The sequence below is a fragment of the Streptomyces sp. NPDC025638 genome, from assembly GCF_055558775.1.
The window spans coordinates 23,421-41,068 of the sequence record NZ_JBVHLX010000014.1 but is presented as its reverse complement, the minus strand read 5'-3'; the positions used below and the strand labels follow the sequence as shown (position 1 = coordinate 41,068).

The 17,648-nt window shown below is 68.9% G+C and carries 15 protein-coding genes and 1 pseudogene; 6 read left to right on the top strand and 10 right to left on the bottom strand.

What is annotated here, in order from left to right; genetic code table 11:
• Positions 1-33: 33 nt before the first annotated feature.
• From ACZ4EG_RS32145 to ACZ4EG_RS32130, 4 genes are all read right to left on the bottom strand, one after another.
• Positions 34-2,295: a thiamine pyrophosphate-dependent enzyme gene (locus ACZ4EG_RS32145; RefSeq protein ID WP_467793105.1), complete on the bottom strand. Its 2,262-nt coding sequence runs from the start codon at positions 2,293-2,295 to the stop codon at positions 34-36.
• Positions 2,292-3,845, bottom strand: a complete 1,554-nt coding sequence (locus tag ACZ4EG_RS32140; RefSeq protein WP_467793104.1) for an aldehyde dehydrogenase family protein — start codon at positions 3,843-3,845, stop codon at positions 2,292-2,294. Before ACZ4EG_RS32140 ends, ACZ4EG_RS32145 begins: the two co-directional genes overlap by 4 nt.
• 29 nt (positions 3,846-3,874) lie before the next feature.
• On the bottom strand, positions 3,875-5,215 hold the full coding sequence (gene lat, locus ACZ4EG_RS32135; RefSeq protein ID WP_467793103.1) for an L-lysine 6-transaminase: 1,341 nt from the start codon (positions 5,213-5,215) through the stop codon (positions 3,875-3,877).
• Positions 5,216-5,519: 304 nt separating this feature from the next.
• On the bottom strand, positions 5,520-6,104 hold the full coding sequence (locus ACZ4EG_RS32130; protein ID WP_453553233.1) for a TetR/AcrR family transcriptional regulator: 585 nt from the start codon (positions 6,102-6,104) through the stop codon (positions 5,520-5,522).
• Between the two features lie 197 nt (positions 6,105-6,301).
• Between ACZ4EG_RS32130 and ACZ4EG_RS32125 the strand changes: the two genes are divergently transcribed.
• From ACZ4EG_RS32125 to ACZ4EG_RS32115, 3 genes are all read left to right on the top strand, one after another.
• Positions 6,302-7,309, top strand: coding sequence for a patatin-like phospholipase family protein (locus tag ACZ4EG_RS32125; RefSeq protein WP_467793102.1), 1,008 nt, complete (start codon positions 6,302-6,304; stop codon positions 7,307-7,309).
• A gap of 1 nt (position 7,310) precedes the next feature.
• Complete coding sequence (locus ACZ4EG_RS32120; RefSeq protein WP_467793101.1) at positions 7,311-8,828, top strand: flavin-containing monooxygenase; 1,518 nt, start codon at positions 7,311-7,313, stop codon at positions 8,826-8,828.
• Positions 8,829-8,921: 93 nt separating this feature from the next.
• Complete coding sequence (locus ACZ4EG_RS32115) at positions 8,922-9,884, top strand: alpha/beta fold hydrolase (protein WP_467793100.1); 963 nt, start codon at positions 8,922-8,924, stop codon at positions 9,882-9,884.
• 22 nt (positions 9,885-9,906) lie between these two features.
• Here the strand turns inward: ACZ4EG_RS32115 and ACZ4EG_RS32110 are convergent, their stop codons facing one another.
• A complete protein-coding gene (locus ACZ4EG_RS32110; RefSeq protein ID WP_467793099.1) occupies positions 9,907-10,350 on the bottom strand; it encodes a DUF6114 domain-containing protein in 444 nt (147 codons plus the stop codon).
• Positions 10,351-10,438: 88 nt separating this feature from the next.
• A complete protein-coding gene (locus tag ACZ4EG_RS32105) occupies positions 10,439-10,972 on the bottom strand; it encodes a DUF6230 family protein (protein WP_467793098.1) in 534 nt (177 codons plus the stop codon).
• A 579-nt stretch (positions 10,973-11,551) separates the two neighbouring features.
• Here ACZ4EG_RS32105 and ACZ4EG_RS32100 point away from each other — a divergent pair.
• The 3 genes from ACZ4EG_RS32100 to ACZ4EG_RS32090 all read left to right on the top strand — a co-directional run bounded on the left by ACZ4EG_RS32100 (position 11,552) and on the right by ACZ4EG_RS32090 (position 14,826).
• Positions 11,552-11,971, top strand: coding sequence for a YciI family protein (locus ACZ4EG_RS32100; protein ID WP_467793097.1), 420 nt, complete (start codon positions 11,552-11,554; stop codon positions 11,969-11,971).
• Positions 11,968-13,113 (top strand): RNA polymerase sigma factor, encoded by a 1,146-nt coding sequence (locus ACZ4EG_RS32095; RefSeq protein ID WP_467793096.1) that lies wholly within the window; start codon positions 11,968-11,970, stop codon positions 13,111-13,113. Before ACZ4EG_RS32100 ends, ACZ4EG_RS32095 begins: the two co-directional genes overlap by 4 nt.
• A gap of 120 nt (positions 13,114-13,233) precedes the next feature.
• On the top strand, positions 13,234-14,826 hold the full coding sequence (locus ACZ4EG_RS32090) for a GMC family oxidoreductase (protein ID WP_467793095.1): 1,593 nt from the start codon (positions 13,234-13,236) through the stop codon (positions 14,824-14,826).
• 45 nt (positions 14,827-14,871) lie between these two features.
• Here the strand turns inward: ACZ4EG_RS32090 and ACZ4EG_RS32085 are convergent.
• From ACZ4EG_RS32085 to ACZ4EG_RS32070, 4 genes and pseudogenes are all read right to left on the bottom strand, one after another.
• Positions 14,872-15,364 (bottom strand): annotated as a pseudogene (locus ACZ4EG_RS32085) (HAD-IA family hydrolase).
• Positions 15,365-15,469: 105 nt separating this feature from the next.
• Positions 15,470-16,357 carry a prohibitin family protein gene (locus ACZ4EG_RS32080; protein ID WP_467793094.1) on the bottom strand — a complete coding sequence of 296 codons (888 nt, stop codon included), beginning with the start codon at positions 16,355-16,357 and terminating at the stop codon, positions 15,470-15,472.
• Positions 16,358-16,548: 191 nt separating this feature from the next.
• Complete coding sequence (locus tag ACZ4EG_RS32075; RefSeq protein WP_467793093.1) at positions 16,549-16,944, bottom strand: hypothetical protein; 396 nt, start codon at positions 16,942-16,944, stop codon at positions 16,549-16,551.
• Positions 16,945-17,036: 92 nt separating this feature from the next.
• A complete protein-coding gene (locus ACZ4EG_RS32070; protein ID WP_453553255.1) occupies positions 17,037-17,537 on the bottom strand; it encodes a hypothetical protein in 501 nt (166 codons plus the stop codon).
• Positions 17,538-17,648: the final 111 nt, after the last annotated feature.

The window sequence follows — 17,648 nt, the reverse complement described above, 5'->3', positions numbered from 1 at the left end:
CGCCACCGACCGCCTCGACCGGCTGACCAACCGTCAACGGTGAGCAGGCGGGCCCGCCGAGAACAGCTCGCCGGCGGCGCGCTCGACGTCGGACTCGGACACGAGCACCAACTGCGCCGCGTTCCCCAGCGGGACGAAGGTGTCCGCGCTGGTGACCCGTCGGACGGCGCCGGTGAATCCGGCGTCGACCAGAGCGGTGACGACTCCCTCGGAGACCCCTCCCGTGCGGCGGGTCTCGTCGACCACGAGGACGCGTCCCGTCGCACGTGCTTCGCGCAGCAGGTCGTCGACCGGCAGGGGTGCCAGCCAGCGCAGGTCGACGACCCGGCAGTCGATGTCCTGCTGCTCCAGTCGGCGTGCGGCTCGAAGCGAGATGGGCAGGCCGTTGCCGAAGGTCACGAGGGTCAGGTCCGTGCCTGTGCCGTAGGTGCGTGCCCGGCCGATCGGTACGTGCTGTGCGGGTGGCGGGTATGCGGCGAGCCAGCCGTTGTCCTTCTCCGTGTGGAGATCTCGGGTGTGGTAGAGCGCGATCGGTTCGAGGAAGGCGCTGACCGTTCCGTCCACCTTGCCGGCCGCCACGCAGGTGCGCAGCATCGCGGCGGCGTCGTCGGGGCGGGACGGAGAGGCGATGACCAGGCCCGGAATGTCACGCAGGACGCCCAGCGCGTTGTCGTTGTGGAAGTGGCCGCCGAACCCGCGCTGGTAGCCGTAGCCGGCGATGCGGACCACGAGGGGGTTGCGGTACTGGCCCTGGGAGAAGAACTGAAGCGTCGCGGCCTCGCCGCGCAGTTGGTCCTCGGCGTTGTGCAGGTACGCAAGGTATTGGATCTCCGCCACCGGCAGCAGCCCGGACAGCCCCGCACCCAGCGCGAGGCCGAGGATGGCCTGCTCGTCGAGCAGGGTGTCGAAGACCCGGGCGGTACCGAAACGCCGCTGCAATCCCCGGGTCAGTCCGTAGACCCCGCCCTTGCGGCCGACGTCCTCGCCGAAGACGACCATCTCCGGGTAGCTGCCGAGCAGGTCGGCGAGTGTGTGGTTGATGGCCTGGGCGACGGTGACGGGCTCGCCCACGGGCGCTGTGGGTGGTTCGCTCGTGCGGCGTGCCGAAGCCGCCACGAGGTCGGGACGGCGGGGGGCGACGGGCGCGGCGATCTCCGCGGCGGTGGTCAGGGGCTCGCTGTCGAGGGCCTCCTTGGCGACGGCGAACACCCGCCCGGCCACCTCGTCGTACCGCTCGAGAACCTGCTGCGGGGTGAGGACGCCGGTCGTCGTGAGCAGCCGGGCCGTGGCCAGCAATGGGTCGCGCTGCAGATCCGCGGCGACTTCGGAAGGCATACGGTACGCGGCTTCGGCGTCCGAGCCCGCGTGGCCGAGGAATCGCACCATCGACAGATGCAGGAAGGCGGGTTGCCGGCTCTTGCGTACATGGGCCACTGCCTCGCGCGCGGTGTCGAAGGCGGCCGACGGATCACACCCGTCCGCGGCGAAGTAGGCGAGCCCCGGCCGGTTTCCGTAGGCGCGCCGCACCCAGTCGTGCGGTGTCGGCACGCTGATTCCCAGGCCGTTGTCCTCGCAGACGAACAGCACCGGCATCGGAAGGCCCTGGTAGGCCGCGTGGCAGGCGCTGTTGATGGCGCCTGCCGCAGTGGAGTGGTTGGCGGAGGCGTCGCCGAAGGAGCAGCAGACGACGGCATCGCCGGGCCAGGCGCACTCGGTCCCGAGCCGCTTGGCGCGGGCGATGCTCCATGCCACCCCGACTGCCCGCGGCAGGTGGGAGGAGATGGTCGACGTCTGCGGGATGACGGCCAGTTCGCGACGCCCGTACACCTTGTGCCGTCCACCGGCGATCGGCTCGTCGGCCCCGGCGGCCACCCCCAGCAGCATGTCCCTGACCGCATCGACGCCGCCGGCCTGCCGGGCGCGGGCGCAGTAGAAGGCGCCTGACCGGTAGTGCAGCAACGCCGGGTCGGTGGGGCGCAAGGCGAGGGCGACCGCGGCGTTGCCTTCGTGCCCGCTCGATCCGATGGTGTAGTAGCCACGGCCCTGCTGCTGCATCCAGCGCGCAGCGGCGTCGGCGTGCCGGCTCTCCAGTTGGGCGTCGAACAGGTCCAGTGCGGTACGGCTGTTCAGTGCGGTACGGCTGTCCAGTGCGCCGGGATGCGGCTGGATCGCCGCGTCGGTGCTCCCGGCGAGCGACCCGGAACCGGCGGCACCGCCCGTCAGCCCTGGGCCGGCGGACCGGAGACCGGCCACCTCCTCGCGGAAGTGCCGGTCCAGGTCCTCGACGCCGTTCACAGGCGGAAGGCCATGTCGGGCTCGAGCGTGGCCACGTCCATCTGCGCCTTCTGCAGACGGCCGGAGTAGTCCCAGTTCATCGACTGCCAGCGGGTGAACTGGTCGAGCACCCACTGCCCCGACTGACGGCTGCCGTTGCCCGACTTGCCGTTGCCGCCGAACGGGAGGTGCGCCTCCGCTCCGGAGGTGGTGTTGTTGACGCTGACCATGCCCGCGGAGATGCCGCGCCGGAACGTCCACACCTCGTGCGGATCGGTGGTGTAGATCGCGGCGGACAGGCCGTAGCCGTGGGCGTTGGCCAGCTCGACGGCCTCGTCGAAGTCCCGGTAGGTGGTCACTCCGACCATGGGGCCGAAGGTCTCGTTGAGGAACACCTCGTCGTCGCGGCGCACTCCGTCGACGATCACCGGGTGGTAGAACATGCCCGCATCAGGGTCCCCGACGAAGCCCTTGCGGGGGTTGTCGGCCGTGATCCGCCCGATGCCGTCGGAGCCGTACGTCCGGTGGTGATCCTTGACCCACCCGAGGAAGGTCTCGTAGCGCTGCGCGAACCGCTCGTCGAGCATCGGGCCGTAGAGGACGTCCTCGAACGCGTCGCCGATCCGGGCCGCGCGGCTCGCGGCGTCGAAGCGGGCGAGGAAGTCCTCCTTCACCGACTCATGGACGATGACCGTCCCGAGGGAGGTGCAGCGCTGCCCGGCAGTGCCGAATCCGGAGAACAACGCGCCCTCCACCGCCAGGTCGAGGTTTGCGCTCGGGGTGACCACCTGGGGGTTCTTGCCGCCCAGTTCCAGGCACGGGGTCTGCAGATGGCTTCCGCACAGGGCGCCGATCTTCTGGCCGACGACCGTGGACCCCGTGAAGCCGACCTTGTCGACCAGCCCGGCCTCAAGAGAGGCTTCCAGACCGGCGTACGTCTGCTCTCCGTCGGCGAGTACGAGGTTGAGTACGCCGTCGGGCAGGCCGCCTCCGTGCACGAACAGCTCGAAGAGGGCCTTGGCGCTCGCGGCGGCGTACTCGGCGGGCTTCCACACGACGGTGTTGCCGGTCACGAGCGCCGGTACGAGGTACCAGGCCGGCACGGCCACCGGGAAGTTGCCCGCGGTGATCACCGCGACCGAGCCGACGGGGTTGCGGAAGGTGAACAGCTGCTTGTCGGGCATCTCCGAGGGCACCGTCTGCCCGTACAGCCGACGGCCCTCGCCCAGGAAGAAGTCGCAGGTGTCGATGATCTCCTGGACCTCGCCGAGTGCCTCGGCGTACGGCTTGCCGATCTCCTCGGTCACGATGCGGGCCAGCCGGTCCTTGTTGGCTTCGACGAGCCGGCCGATCTTTCCGATCGCGGATCCGCGCACCGGCGCCGGGATGTCCGCCCAGGACCGCTGAGCCGCCTTCGCGGCCTTGGCGGCCGCGACGAACGTCGAGGCGTCACCGAGCGAGACCTCGGAGACCAGCTCGGCGGTACGGCCGGGATTGGGGCGCTGAAGAGTCCCGCCGGGAGCGCCGGCGACCATGCGGCCGGCAACGATCGAGGCGACGGAACGGGCCATGACTTTGCTCCTTGTCGGCTGGTACGGGGTCACTGCGGACCGGCGAGGATCCGGTCGAGGGCCCGCAGGGCGATCGACAGCTCGTCCTGGGTGATGGACAGGGCAGGGCGGAAGCGCACCGAACGCTCACCGCACGGCAATGCGATCACCTGCTCCTCGGTTCGCAATCGGCGTACCACCTCGTCGCGGACGCCGCTGTCGGGCAGATCGATGGCGCTCATCAGTCCACGTCCCCGCGCGTTGGACGCCACCGGTGCGTGTCGGACTTCCAGATCACGCAGTTCGGCCAGGAACCACGATCCCACGGCAGCGGCATGGGCCACCAGGTCGTCCCTTTCGATGATCTCCAGGATGCGGCGGGCCCGGACCATGTCGACCAGCCCGCCGCCCCAGGTGGAGTTGATCCGGCCGGAGACCTGGAAGACGTTGTCGGGTACCTCGTCGACGCGGCGGCCGGCCATGATGCCGCCGAGTTGGACCTTCTTGGCGAAGGCGACGATGTCCGGCTCAAGACCGAGCTGCTGGTAGGCCCAGGTGGTGCCGGTGATGCCCACCCCGGTCTGTACCTCGTCGAGTACGAACAGCGCGTCGTACTCGTGGCAGAGCGCCTGCATCGCCTGCAGGAACTCCGCGCGCATGTGGTTGTCGCCCCCCTCGCCCTGGATCGGCTCGGCGATGAAGCAGGCGACGTCGTGCGGATTGTCCTCGAACGCTCGCCGCGCCTGTTCGAGGGCCCGTTGCTCGGCCGCCTCGACCTCGGGAAGGTGGCGATCGAGGGGGAACCGCACGGCGGGTACGTCGATGCGCGGCCAGTCGAACTTCGGGAAGCGGGCCGTCTTGTTGGGCTCGGTGTTGGTCAGCGAGAGGGTGTAGCCGCTGCGGCCGTGGAACGCCCGCCGCAGGTGGAGCACCTTGGTGCCGAGCTCGGGTGAGCGGCCCGCGGCCTCGTTGTGGCGGCTCTTCCAGTCGAACGCCGTCTTGAGCGCGTTCTCGACGGCGAGCGCGCCACCCTCGACGAAGAACAGTCGCGGCAGGTCGGGATCGCCCAGCACGCGCACGAACGTCTCGACGAACTCGGCGTAGTGGGTCGTGTAGATGTCGGGGTTGGCGGGCTTGTTCGCCGCCACCTGCGCGAGCAGGGTCATGAACGCCGGGTCGTCCACGATGCCCGGCGCGTTGAGCCCCAGCGGAGCGGACGCGAAGAACGAGTAGAGGTCGAGGAACTTCTCACCGGTGCGCGCATCGACGATCCACGAGCCGTGACTGGCAAGCGGGTCGAGCACAAGTTTGAAACCGTCGGTCAGCACATAGCGGCCGAGCCTGTCGTGCACCTCGTCCGGGTGGACCGTCGACGCAGCAGCAACCGTCATGGAGGCACCTACTCTCGATAGCCGTTCACCGAATATATTTCGCCGAATGCGAGTAGCAGCGAAATTATTTTAGGTATGACGCGGCAGCGGCCGCAAGGTTTCGTTCACGGGTAGATGCTCTGGCAAAATGGACTAATCGTGGCATAGCGGCGCCGGCATGAGGCCACCACCGTCCCACCAGACCACGGCAGCCACGGCATTCCCCATCGCCCTCGCCACCAACTGCACTCGGATGGCGGCCGCCACGGCTCACCACTGGATCACCGGGGTCTTCCCTGTCAGCTCCGCGGGGTGCGCACGGCCATCAGCGCAGGATGAGACGCAGCGTGTCGGTGAGGACCCCGGTGGAAACGGCAGGGTCGGTGATCCGCTGGAGGCCGAGTCCGATGCCGAGGCTGAGCAGCGTCATCGCGGCCTGCTCGGCGGGCATGGCCAGGGAGGCGCCCAACTCCTGGGCCAGGGCGTCGAGCAGCTGAGCGAGTGCCTCGCGGATCGAGACGGCGCGCGCCGTGATCTCGTGCCGGAGCTCGTCGTCGTGGCGGGCCTGGGTGAGGAACTCGACTTCGAGCGTGGTCCAGGCCTCGTCACCGATGTGCGCCTCGCCCCACGCGGTGAAGGCCGCAAGGCGGTCTTCGATCCGGGCGTCATGCATGACGGAGTCGGTGAGCAGGGCCAGCTGCTCGGCACGGATGTCATCGAGGACGGCCAGGCACAAGTGGCCCTTACTGCGGAAGTTGGAGTAGACGGCGCCCTTCGAATACCCGGCCGCCTCCGCTACTTCGCTGAGGGAAGTCGCGCCGTAGCCGTTGCGCAAGAACAGGTCCCGCGCGGTGGCGACGAGTCGCTCGCGCGTGCGCTCCTGGCTCTCGACGCGGCTGAGGCGGGCCAAGTTTCTGTTCCCTCCCGTCCTGCGCGGCTCGACCCGCAGGCTCGGACGTTCTTGAAGTCCTCGGATCCTATCCCCGACACGGGCTGTCCACCCCACCCGGATACCGCTAGTATCCCGAATTCAGATACCACCGGTATCCCGATCTCGCCGGAACCCCGATGGCTCGATGTCCCGATTGGGCGGAGTACTCAGTGACCATGACTGGCAGGCGAACGACCCCATCCCGCGCACTGGTACTGGGCTGTGGCGGAACCCTCGGCGCGGCCTGGACGATCGGCGCTCTGCATTCACTCGAACAGATCGTGCAGTGGGACGTGCGGGACGCCGATGTCCTGGTGGGCACCTCGGCCGGGGCGGAGCTGGCGGCCATGCTCGGCAGCGGCATCGGAGCGGCAGAACTCCTGGCCGCACAACTCGCGCGCCCAGATGCCCAACCCGAACTCCGCCGCCACTTCGCGGCCCCTCCCCGAGGCCTACCGCCCCGGCCCGCGCTCTTCCCCGGGTCGCCCCGGCTGACGCGCCGCGCGCTGGGCGGCGGCGCTCCCTCTCTCGCGGGCCTGTCCGGCTTGCTGCCGCAAGGACGTGGTTCAGCGGACTGGCTGGCAGCCCTGGCGGACTTCCTCGCCCCTGCCGGGGGCTGGGTCACCCATCCCGCGACCTGGCTGGTGGCGACCGACTTCGACATGGGGCGACGTACCGTTTTCGGGCATCCGGACACCGCGCCGGTCGCCTTGCGTGACGCCCTGCGCGCGTCCTGGGCGGTCCCGGGATGGTTTCCACCCGTAAGCATCGGCGGCCGACGCTACGCGGACGGCGGCATCGTCTCCACTGCCTCGGCGGACCTCCTGGTGTCCCGCGGCCTCGACGAGGTGTACGTCGTGGCGCCGATGAGTTCGTCCTCCCCCGCATCACGCACAGGCCTCGGCCGCGCGGAGTCGCTGCTCCGCCGCGTGATGACCCGCACGCTGAATGCCGAATGCGCCGCGTTGCAGGCAGCGGGCACACGGGTGATCCGGATCGAGCCCACCGCCACCGATCTGAAGGTGATGGGAGGCAACTTCATGAACGGCCGACGCCGCCTGACGGTCCTGGAGACGGCCCTGCGCACGACGCGAGCCACCGTCCGCGAGCGCCTCCGATCGGCCGGCTCACCCGCTCCGCACACCCCCGCCGGCCACGGCCTCGACGCTCGGACAGGAGCCTGACATGCCCCAGCCCAACGCTCCCGTGGCAAGAGTCACCGGCGAGACCCGCGACGTGGAGCTCCTCATCATCGGCACCGGTCTGTCCGGCATCGGAGCCGCCGTCAGACTGCGCCAGGCCGGCATCCACGACCTCGTCCTCATGGAGAAGGCGGACGACCTCGGCGGCACCTGGCGGGACAACACCTACCCAGGGTGCGCCTGCGACGTTCCCTCCGCCCTCTACTCGTACTCGTTCGCACCCAACCCGGAGTGGACGCGTGCCTTCGCGGGCCAGCCGGAGATACGCGCCTATCTCGGTGACACCGCGGCCAGGTACGGCATCACCCCGCTCATCCACTTCGGCACCGAGGCCGTACGTGCCCAATGGCACCCCCACCAGGCCCGCTGGCATGTCGAGACCAACCGGGACCGCTACACGGCCCGCTTCCTGATCGCGGCGGCAGGCCCTTGGCACGAACCCCTGCTCCCCGACATCCCCGGCCTGGCCGACTTCCCCGGCGAGGTCTTCCACTCCTCGCGCTGGCGCCACGATCACGACCTGACGGGCACACGTGTCGCCGTGGTCGGCAGCGGCGCGTCAGCCGTCCAGTTCGTCCCCGCCATCCAGCCACACGTCGGGCGACTTCACCTGTTCCAGCGCACCGCCCAATGGGTGCTGCCCAAGCCCGACCACTACGTGCCCCGTGCCGAGCGATGGCTGATGCGACGCCTTCCCGCGGCCCAACGGGCCCTGCGGAACGCGGAATACGCGGCGCTGGAGACCCTGGGAGTCGGTTTCCGACACCCGTCCCTTCTGCGCGCGGTGCAGAAGGTGGGCACGCTCCATCTCAAAGCGACGGTCAAGGACCCGCAGTTGCGCCAGGCCCTGACACCCGACTACACCCTGGGCTGCAAGCGGCTGCTGCTGTCGAACACGTACTATCCCGCGCTGACCCGGCCCAATGTCACCGTCCACGCCACGGCGGTCGCGGCCGTCCGCGGCAGCCGTGTCATCGGCGCGGACGGCAGCGGCGCGGACGTCGACACCATCATTCTCGGAACCGGCTTCCACATCCTCGACATGCCCATCGCCCACCGGGTGTTCGACGCCGACGGCGCCAGCCTCGACGACCACTGGAAGGGCAGCCCGGACGCCTATCTGGGCACCACGGTCAGTGGCTTCCCCAACGCGTTCGTCCTGCTCGGGCCACACCTCGGTACCGGGCACTCCTCCGCCTACACGATCCTTGAGGCACAACTGGACTACGTCACAGCCGCGGTGCGTCACTTCCGCGCGTCAGGCTGGACGAGCATGAATGTACGCCCCGAGGTCCAGGCCGCCTTCAGCGCCGAGATCCAGCAGGCTCTGCCGCGTACCGTCTACAACGCGGGCGGGTGCTCCAGCTACTACCTCGACGACAACGGCCGCAACAGCTTCAGCTGGCCCTGGTCGACGGGTCGGATGCGGCGGCGCCTGGCCGAATTCGACCCTGAGGCATACGACATCACTTCGAGCACATTGCTGCGTGTCACCGGGTAGAGGCGGCCCTCTGTGAGACAAACGGGGGAGGCTCGCGACAGGACCAGGATGCGACGCCACCGTCCGACGATCACGACGCATACGCTCATGCACATGGTTGAGCATCGAATGGTCGACGCGAACGGCATTCGGCTTCACATCGCCGAGCAAGGCGACGGTCCCCTGGTGGTGCTCCTGCACGGCTTTCCCGAGTCATGGCACTCCTGGCACCACCAGTTCGGGCCCCTGGCCGACGCGGGCTTCCGAGTGGTCGCCCCGGACCAGCGCGGATACGGACGCAGCGACCATCCCGACGACGTCGACGCGTACACCATCCTCCATCTGGTCGGCGACGTCGTCGGACTGATCCAGGCCCTGGGTGAGGAGAAGGTGTACGTCGTCGGACACGACTGGGGCGCGCCCGTCGCGTGGCACACCGCGCTGCTACGACCGGACAGGGTGCTCGGGGTGGCCGGGCTGAGCGTGCCACCCCCCTTCCGGGGAACAGAGCCTCCCTTGGCCGCGATGGACCATCAATTCGGCGGGCGCTTCTACTGGAACTACTTCAACCGCCCCGGCGTCGCCGACGCGGAGTTCGCAAAGGACACGCGCACCGCTTTGCGGAAGTTCTTCTACTGGGCTTCCGGTGACGCTCCCGACGCCCAGGAGGGCAAGCAGCCACTGGTCGACCCCGAGCGCGGCTGGCTCGCGACCATGCCGGACCCCGAGGTGCTGCCGGAGTGGTTCACCGAGGATGATCTCGACGCATTCACCGAGAGCTTCTCCAAAGGCTTCACCGGGGCACTCAACTGGTACCGCAACCTCGACCGCAACTGGGAACTGACCGCTCCCTGGCATGGCGCCGTCGTCACCCGGCCCAGCCTGTACATCTACGGCGACCGCGGCGCCGTCCCGGCTTTTCCCGGCACACCCGAACTCATCGACAGACTCCCCGACCTGATGCCCAGCCTGTCGCGCAAGCCCCTCAAAGTCGGCGGCTGCGGACACTGGACTCAGCAGGAACGCCCGAACGAGGTGAACGCGGCCCTCATCGATTTTCTCAGGGCCGGCTCCTGAGCCCGGACCATGTGCGCCTGCGCTACGCGCCGTCCGTCGACCCCGTAGAGGGCTCGGAGTCGATGGGTGGCAGCCAGGCACACGCCAGGGAGCCGCCGATCAGGCCGGAGATCAGTCCGAGGAACAGGCCACCAAAGTTCGCGACGGGAAAGGAGATGAGCGCGAGCAGCAGCGTGGCGATCCCCGCGAACACGCGAACGTCGGGGTGATACCAGAGAGTGAATCCCAGGACCATGAGGAGGATGCCGATGACCAGTGATCCGGCACCGGATGTGGTCGACAGAGCCAGCGGAATACCGCTCAAGTCCAGGTTCGCGTACGGCCAGTAGAGGATCGGCAAGCCGGCCAGGAACGTGAACAGCCCGGCCCAGAAAGGGCGTACACCACGCCAGGTTCTGAATCTGCACCGGGCGTCTGCCACGACAACGCGCAGATCGCGCTGTCTGCCGAAGAAGTTGGTGATCACGTGTCCTGTCCTGATGAGCGGCACGGCGTACGCATCAAGCGCATGAGGGCCGACATGGGGCTTGGGTGCGAAACTCCCCACCCGGGGATCAGAAGCATTCGTGGACGCCTGACTTGAGCCGAGTGAACAGACCGGGAATGCTGAACGTGCCGGCAGTGACCGCGACCGTGGTCCAGCGCACGTTGATCAGGGTGGACGACTCGGCCTGCTGGCCAAAGCCGTCGGGGTCGAAGAATCGCGAGTGTCTGTCCCCGGGATTGATCGGACCCTTGGTAATCGCCCCCTGTGCGATTCCGATGTCGAGGTCCCTGAATTTCACCTCGTCGGCCGTTTGACTTGTCGCGTCGAGAAACAGATTCGATGCCTCAGCCGGCCGTTCATTGCCGCCGGTCACTCTCAGTGTGTACGGGCCGAGCACCGGGATATCAACCACAACGGACTGGCACAGGCCGGTGATCGACGCGCGCCGGGCTCCTGTGACCACGACGGGCACAAGTCTGCCCTTCCGGGTCACGTCGACCATGCCATAGATGCTGACTCCGTGGGCGGTCATGGTGTCCGCAGAGACTTGGAATTTCTGGCCGGAGATGAGGAACGACGCGGCGAGTGCTCCCTGTGCCATGGCGACGGCAATAGTCGCGCTGGCTGCGACGCCGGGGACCAGAACTGCCGCGAAGCGTCTCCAACGAGTTCTGCCAGCGCTATGCGACATCCCGTCTCCTTCAGTCGTCAAATCGGCCCGCCCATTTCAGGCACGGCGGACGATGACCCGTTGTCGGTGACGGATCCTAGGCTTCCCGGCATGGCAAGCGTACGCATGGCAGGTCCGGCGTTCGAGTGATGCAAACTTTATTGGGCCTTTCGAGCGACGCGTCTCATTGAGCTTTTCGAGTGGCAATTGAGTTGCACAGCGGGGGCGGTTACGCGCTCGGGATCGCCGCTGGAGTCCGACTGTCGCATCCGCCGACGGGCAGGCGGTCGCACAGTCCAGGCACAGTGGTACCGCCCATTCGGCGGCGCCCGCTTGGCACAGTGGCGGTGTGCTCACGCCGCGGCCCCGGGCGCCGCGAGGCGGCTCACCCGGACTCATCCACGAGATCCCAAGAAAAGATCGGATGGCGATGTCGAGAACCTGTGGTCGGCTCCGTCCCAGTGGTGAACGCGACCACAATGGGTCGCACCAGTACCGAGGAGAATCACCATGGCCAAGTACTTGCTGCTGAAGCACTACCGCGGCGCCCCGGCTCCGGTCAACGACGTGCCCATGGACCAGTGGAAGCCGGAGGAGATCTCGGCGCACGTGCAGTACATGCAGGACTTCGCGGCCCGGCTCGAGAAGACCGGCGAGTTCGTCGACGGTCAGGCGCTGGCCCCCGAGGGGACCTGGGTCCGGTACGACGGCGAGGGGCGCCCGCCGGTCACCGACGGACCGTTCGCCGAGACCAAGGACCTGATCGCCGGCTGGATGGTGATCGACGTCGACAGCTACGAGCGCGCCGCCGAGCTGGCCGGGGAGCTGTCGGCCGCTCCGGGCGCGGGCGGGAAGCCGATCCACGAGTGGCTCGAGGTGCGCCCGTTTCTCGCCGCGGCCCCGACCATCACGGAGTGCCATCTCGGATGAACGAGGTCCTGCTCCGGAGCCTCACGCCGAGCGTGCTCGCCATCCTCGTCCGCCGCGGAGCCGACTTCGCGGCGGCCGAGGACGCCGTGCAGGACGCGCTGGTCGAGGCGGTCCGCGGCTGGCCGGCCGACCAGCCGCGGGACCCGAAGGGCTGGCTGGTCACCGTGGCCTGGCGCAAGTTCCTCGACGCGACCCGGGCGGACACCGCCCGCCGTCGGCGTGAAGACCTCGTCGACGAGGAACCCGCGCCCGGGCCCACGCCCGCGGTGGACGACACGCTCCAGCTGTACTTCCTGTGCGCCCACCCGTCGCTGACGCCCGCGTCCGCTGTCGCGCTCACCCTGCGCGCCGTCGGCGGGCTCACCACCCGCCAGATCGCCCAGGCCTACCTGGTGCCCGAGGCGACCATGGCGCAGCGCATCAGCCGGGCCAAGCGCACCGTCTCCGGCGTGCGGTTCGACCAGCCCGGCGACGTCGCCACCGTGCTGCGTGTCCTCTACCTGGTCTTCAACGAGGGCTACTCCGGCGACGTCGACCTCGCCGCCGAGGCCATCCGGCTCACCCGGCAGCTCGCGGCCGCCATCGACCACCCCGAGGTGGCGGGGCTGCTCGCCCTCATGCTGCTCCACCACGCCCGGCGCGCCGCCCGGACCGCGCCCGACGGCAGCCTGGTACCGCTCGCCGAGCAGGACCGCGGCCGGTGGGACACCGAGTTGATCGCCGAGGGCGTGGAGATCCTGCAGGCGGCCCTCGCCCGCGACCGGCTGGGCGAGTTCCAGGCCCAGGCCGCCATCGCGGCACTCCACGCCGACGCGCCCACCGCCGAGGAGACCGACTGGGTGCAGATCGTCGAGTGGTACGACGAGCTCACGCGCCTGACCGACAGCCCGGTCGTCCGGCTCAACCGCGCGGTCGCCGTCGGCGAGGCCGACGGACCGCGCGCCGGGCTGGCGGCACTCGCGGCGCTGGACGACTCACTGCCCCGCCGCGCCGCGGTGGCTGCGTACCTCCACGAGCGCGACGGCGACCTGGCGACGGCGGCACGGCTGTACGCCGAGGCGGCCCAGAAGGCAGCCAACCTCGCCGAACGCGACCACCTGACGCGCCAGGCGGCCCGGCTCAACTCCCGCCGGTCCCCCTGACAGTCGCGCGCTGCGACCGAGTGGCGCCGCCATGCGCGGCACGGGCGTGAAAACGCCTTTTCAGATGTGCCCTTTTCGGTTTTGGCTCCTCAGTAGTGCCTTTCGACCAAAGGGGTTGCCATGAGCAGGTACGACTACGTCATCGTCGGCGCCGGATCCGCGGGCTGCGTCCTGGCGGCACGCCTGTCGGAAGACCCCGCTGTCCGGGTCGCCCTGATCGAGGCGGGCGGCCCCGACACCGCGCAGGAGATCCATGTCCCGGCCGCCTTCCCCCAGTTGTTCAAGTCCGACCTCGACTGGGACCTCGACACCGACCCGGAGCCGGGGATCGGCGGGCGGCGGAGCTATCTGCCCCGGGGCCGGATGTTCGGCGGTTCCAGTTCGATGAACGCGATGGTCTACATCCGGGGCAACCGCGCCGACTACGACGGCTGGGCCGCGTCCGGGGCCACGGGCTGGGGTTACACCGATGTGCTGCCGTACTTCCGGCGCTCCGAGGACAACGAGCGTGGCGAGGACCGGTTCCACGGCGTGGGCGGGCCGTTGACGGTCAGCGACGGCAGGTCCGAGCACCCGCTCGCCTCGGCCTTCGTGCAGGCTGCCCAGCAGGCGGGACACAAGGCGACCGACGACTTCAACGGCGAGACGCAGTTCGGTGTCGGGCGCTACCAGCTGACGCAGCGCAACGGCATGCGCTGCAGCACCGCTGTCGCCTATCTGCACCCCGCTCTCGAACGGCCCAACCTCACCGTGCTGTCCGCGGCCCGCGCACACCGCGTGGTGATCGAGAGCGGCCGGGCGACGGGTGTGGAGGTGGAGCGGGGCGGCGCCATCGAGGTGGTCCGCGCCGAGCGCGAGGTGATCCTGTCCGCGGGCGCCTACGAGTCCCCGAAGCTGCTGATGCTGTCCGGGATCGGGCCCGCCGCCGCCCTGTCCGCCTTCGGTATCGACGTGATACGCGATCTGCCGGTCGGCCAGGGCCTGCAGGACCACTACATGACGCTGCTGAACTTCCGCACCGACACCGAGTCGCTGATCAGCGCGGCGAGCCCGGAGAACGCCGCGCTGTTGCAGAGCGAGCGGCGCGGCCCGCTGACCTCCAACATCGGCGAGGCCGGCGGCTTCTTCCGCAGCCGGTACGGCATGGCCGCCCCGGACCTGCAGTTCCACGCCGCCCCCGTACTCTTCCACCAGGAGGGGCTCGGCCCCGTCACCGAGCACGGCTTCGCCTTCGGCCCGGGTCTGCTGGCACCGACCAGCCGCGGCGCGGTGACCCTGCGCTCCCCGCGCCCGGACACCGCGCCCCGGATCGTGCACAACTACCTGATGACGTCCGACGACCGGGACTGCATCATCGCCGGGATACGGATCGCCCTGGAGATCGCGGCGCAGCAGGCGGTGACCGATCTCGTCACCGGGCCGTACGGCGACGTACCCGCATCGGACTCCGACGCAGACCTCCTCGCCTGGGCACAGCGGTCCGGACAGACGCTGTACCACCCGGCGTCGACATGTGCCATCGGCGCCGTCGTCGATCCCGAGCTGCGCGTGTTCGATGTGCCGGGCCTTCGGGTCGTCGACGCCTCGGTGTTCCCGACGGTGCCGCGCGGGAACACCAACGCGCCCACCATCATGGCCGCGGAGAAGGCGGCCGACCTCATCAAGGGAAGCATGGTCAAGGACGACGACGGTATCGAGGGAGCGCCGCGATAGCGGCGCCCGCAAGAAGGCCCGGACGCCACCCGCGCACCAATGGGCTCAGGCTGCGGCATTCCAGTGAGGACCTGACGCGAAGGCCAGGATGTGCGGGACTGCCTCGCGCAGACTCGCGAAGTGGCGGTGCACGCCCCCCACCGCGGCAGGGGCGTTCACGCCCCACACCGTCATCCCGGCCCGCAGCCCGGACTGCACTCCGGACAGGGCGTCCTCGATGACCAGGCAGTCTCCCGGCTGGGCGCCGAGCTGCGCAGCGGCCCGCAGATACGGAACGGGAGAAGGCTTGCCCTCCTCGACAGCGGCAGCAGCTCCGGCGCACCGTCGAAGGCCGCACAGACGCCGGACCGGACGTCCTCGTCCTCCGGCTCGTGCAGCGTGGCCGGGCAATCGCGCGGATCGTGGTCCGCGGCGACCTGGGCGAGGTCTCCATCGGCCGTGTGCGCAGAGCCACCTGGTAGACCTCGTCCGCATCCAGCCCATACCGATCCGCCCAGGTTCCCCAGACCCGACGCTGGTTGCTCAGAGCGTCGATCATGCCAGGCGTCGAACAGGCAAGAGCGGGGTCGATGGTGGGACGGACGCAGACGTCAACGGGGCCGACGCCGGCATCCGTCGCCAACCGGCGTAGCCGAGGTGCCGGTTAGTTCTTGCTGTTGTCCACGATGACCGGGGTGCCGTTCGAGTCCGTGCCGCACGGCACCGCGTACACCGGGTTGGCCTTGGCGGCTTCCCGGTAGGCCTCCAGGCACTGGTTGTACAGCACCTTGTCGCTCAGTGACTTCTCGATGATCTTGTTGGCGCGGGCGATGCCCTCCGCCTCGATCCGCTTGCGCTCCGCCTCCGCCTTGGCCGTGCGTGACGCCTCGACAGCCCGCTCGGTGGCCTGTTCCTGCTGGATCTTCTTGTCGATCTGTTCCTGCAGCTTGTCCGACGGCTTCACATTGCGCAGGTTGACGGCCGTGACGTCGATCCCACGCGGCGCCAGGCGCTCCTTTATGAGGCTTTCGATCTCCGAGCTGATCTGTTCGCGGGCAGAGGCGTAGCCCTCCTCGCTGGTGTGCTTCGCGAAGACGTTGCGGATGATCTCGCGGCTGTCCGGCAGCACCAGGCGTGCCTGGATCGACTCCTCACTGCCCGCCAGCCGGTACAGCGCGACCGCCTTTCCTTGCACCACCGCCCACTTGATGGTGACGTCCGCGTACAGGACGCCCCCTTGCGAGGAGCGGACCTCGACCACGTCCTTGTCGTAGAGGTTGAGGTCCACCGGGCGGGTGGAGTAGGACGTCACGTCGGTGAAGGGCGACTTGAAGTGGATGCCGGAGGACAGTGGCGTACCGACCTTGCCGAAGGTCACCGGCACGCCGACCTCATAGGCGCTCACAACATAGACGCAGGCGAAGACGCCGGCCAGTACGCCCGCCACGGCACTGAGCACCGCACCGAGCTTCCAGCTCCCGGCGTCGCGTGCGCGGCCGACGAGAAAGAGCACGACCGCCGCTATGAGCAGCAGGATGGACAGCACGAACACAGGTGGTCCCCCTCCGGAAACGGATCCGCGCCGCCTTGGGCGCGACCGGCAGCGCATCGTAGCGAGCCCCCGTCCCCGCGCCGTACGCAACCCCTGTGACAGACCGAAGTGCCGGGCCCAGCGCGGACACGTTTGCGCCCACCCGCGCCTGTGAAGTGGTGGGCGAGGGTGGGCGCCGGGCCGACGGTCGGTCAGGAGCGTCCGCTTCCGCCGGACGCACGGTGGCTGCGGCCGGTCCCGCCGACGGATTCGTGGGTGCTGCCGCCCTGAGACGCGGCGTGCTGGGTCAGCACCTTCATGATCTCCGAGGACAGCGCGTCCGCCAGAGCGGGTGCGAGAGATTCCGCCAGGGCGGTCGCGAGGGTCTGCGCGAACAGCACCCTTTCCAGTTCCGAGGAACGGGAGGGCGGCTGGGACAGGGATGCCACGGCCGCTTCCATCAGGGCTCCCGCCAGCGGGTCCTTTCCATGCCTGACACCGATGCCGGTATGCGGGATTCCGGCCTCGCGCACAATTTCCTCGAAGACCTCGTCGATGAAGGCCTCCACGGGGTCCCGTTCCGATTCTCCGCCGGACTCAGCTGCCATTGTGGTTCCTCAAGTCTTCCATTTCCGTACGGACCTGCCCTCCGCTGCTGACGACCGCAACAACCGGAGGGCAGGGGTGTCACCATTTCTCATCAGCCACGCATGAGCGCGGCCAGCAGGAGAGGGTGCTGGATCAGCGATTCGCCGCGCTCCTCACGGCCACGCATCAGCGCAGCGAGGAGAAGCGGGTTCTCAATGATCGATCCCTCACCACGCTCCTCACGACGACGCATCAGCGCAGCAAGGAGGAGGGGGTGCTGGATGAGCGATTCACTGCGCTCCTCACGGCGGCGCATGAGTGCGGCGAGGAGAAGCGGGTGCTGGATGATCGATTCCTCACCACGCTCCTCACGACGACGCATCAGCGCGGCGAGCAGGAGGGGGTGCTGGATCAGCGATTCGCCGCGCTCCTCACGGCCACGCATCAGCGCAGCGAGGAGAAGCGGGTTCTCAATGATCGGCTCCTCACCACGCTCCTCACGACGGGCCAGCATCGCTGCCAGCAGGAGCGGACCCAAGCCGGTTTCCTCGCCGAACTCTTCCTGGCCTGCCCCTGCCTTTTCCCGGGTGGGAGTCTCCGTCGTTGCCGTCATGTTTTCCTCTTTCTTTGATGCATGATTCAGCGGAGCGCTCGGCTGTCACAAGCCTTGCGCTCCGCCCTTCATCGCCATCGTCGAAGGGAACGACGCTCATCGCATTTCGAT

Coding starts and splice junctions, on each gene's coding strand:
- ACZ4EG_RS32140 (WP_467793104.1), bottom strand. CDS start 3,845: ATGGCCCGTTCCGTCGCCTCGATCGTTGCCGGCCGCATGGTCGCCGGC.
- lat (WP_467793103.1), bottom strand. CDS start 5,215: ATGACGGTTGCTGCTGCGTCGACGGTCCACCCGGACGAGGTGCACGAC.
- ACZ4EG_RS32125 (WP_467793102.1), top strand. CDS start 6,302: ATGACTGGCAGGCGAACGACCCCATCCCGCGCACTGGTACTGGGCTGT.
- ACZ4EG_RS32120 (WP_467793101.1), top strand. CDS start 7,311: ATGCCCCAGCCCAACGCTCCCGTGGCAAGAGTCACCGGCGAGACCCGC.
- ACZ4EG_RS32115 (WP_467793100.1), top strand. CDS start 8,922: ATGGTTGAGCATCGAATGGTCGACGCGAACGGCATTCGGCTTCACATC.
- ACZ4EG_RS32105 (WP_467793098.1), bottom strand. CDS start 10,972: ATGGCACAGGGAGCACTCGCCGCGTCGTTCCTCATCTCCGGCCAGAAA.
- ACZ4EG_RS32100 (WP_467793097.1), top strand. CDS start 11,552: ATGGCCAAGTACTTGCTGCTGAAGCACTACCGCGGCGCCCCGGCTCCG.
- ACZ4EG_RS32095 (WP_467793096.1), top strand. CDS start 11,968: ATGAACGAGGTCCTGCTCCGGAGCCTCACGCCGAGCGTGCTCGCCATC.
- ACZ4EG_RS32090 (WP_467793095.1), top strand. CDS start 13,234: ATGAGCAGGTACGACTACGTCATCGTCGGCGCCGGATCCGCGGGCTGC.
- ACZ4EG_RS32075 (WP_467793093.1), bottom strand. CDS start 16,944: ATGGCAGCTGAGTCCGGCGGAGAATCGGAACGGGACCCCGTGGAGGCC.
- ACZ4EG_RS32070 (WP_453553255.1), bottom strand. CDS start 17,537: ATGACGGCAACGACGGAGACTCCCACCCGGGAAAAGGCAGGGGCAGGC.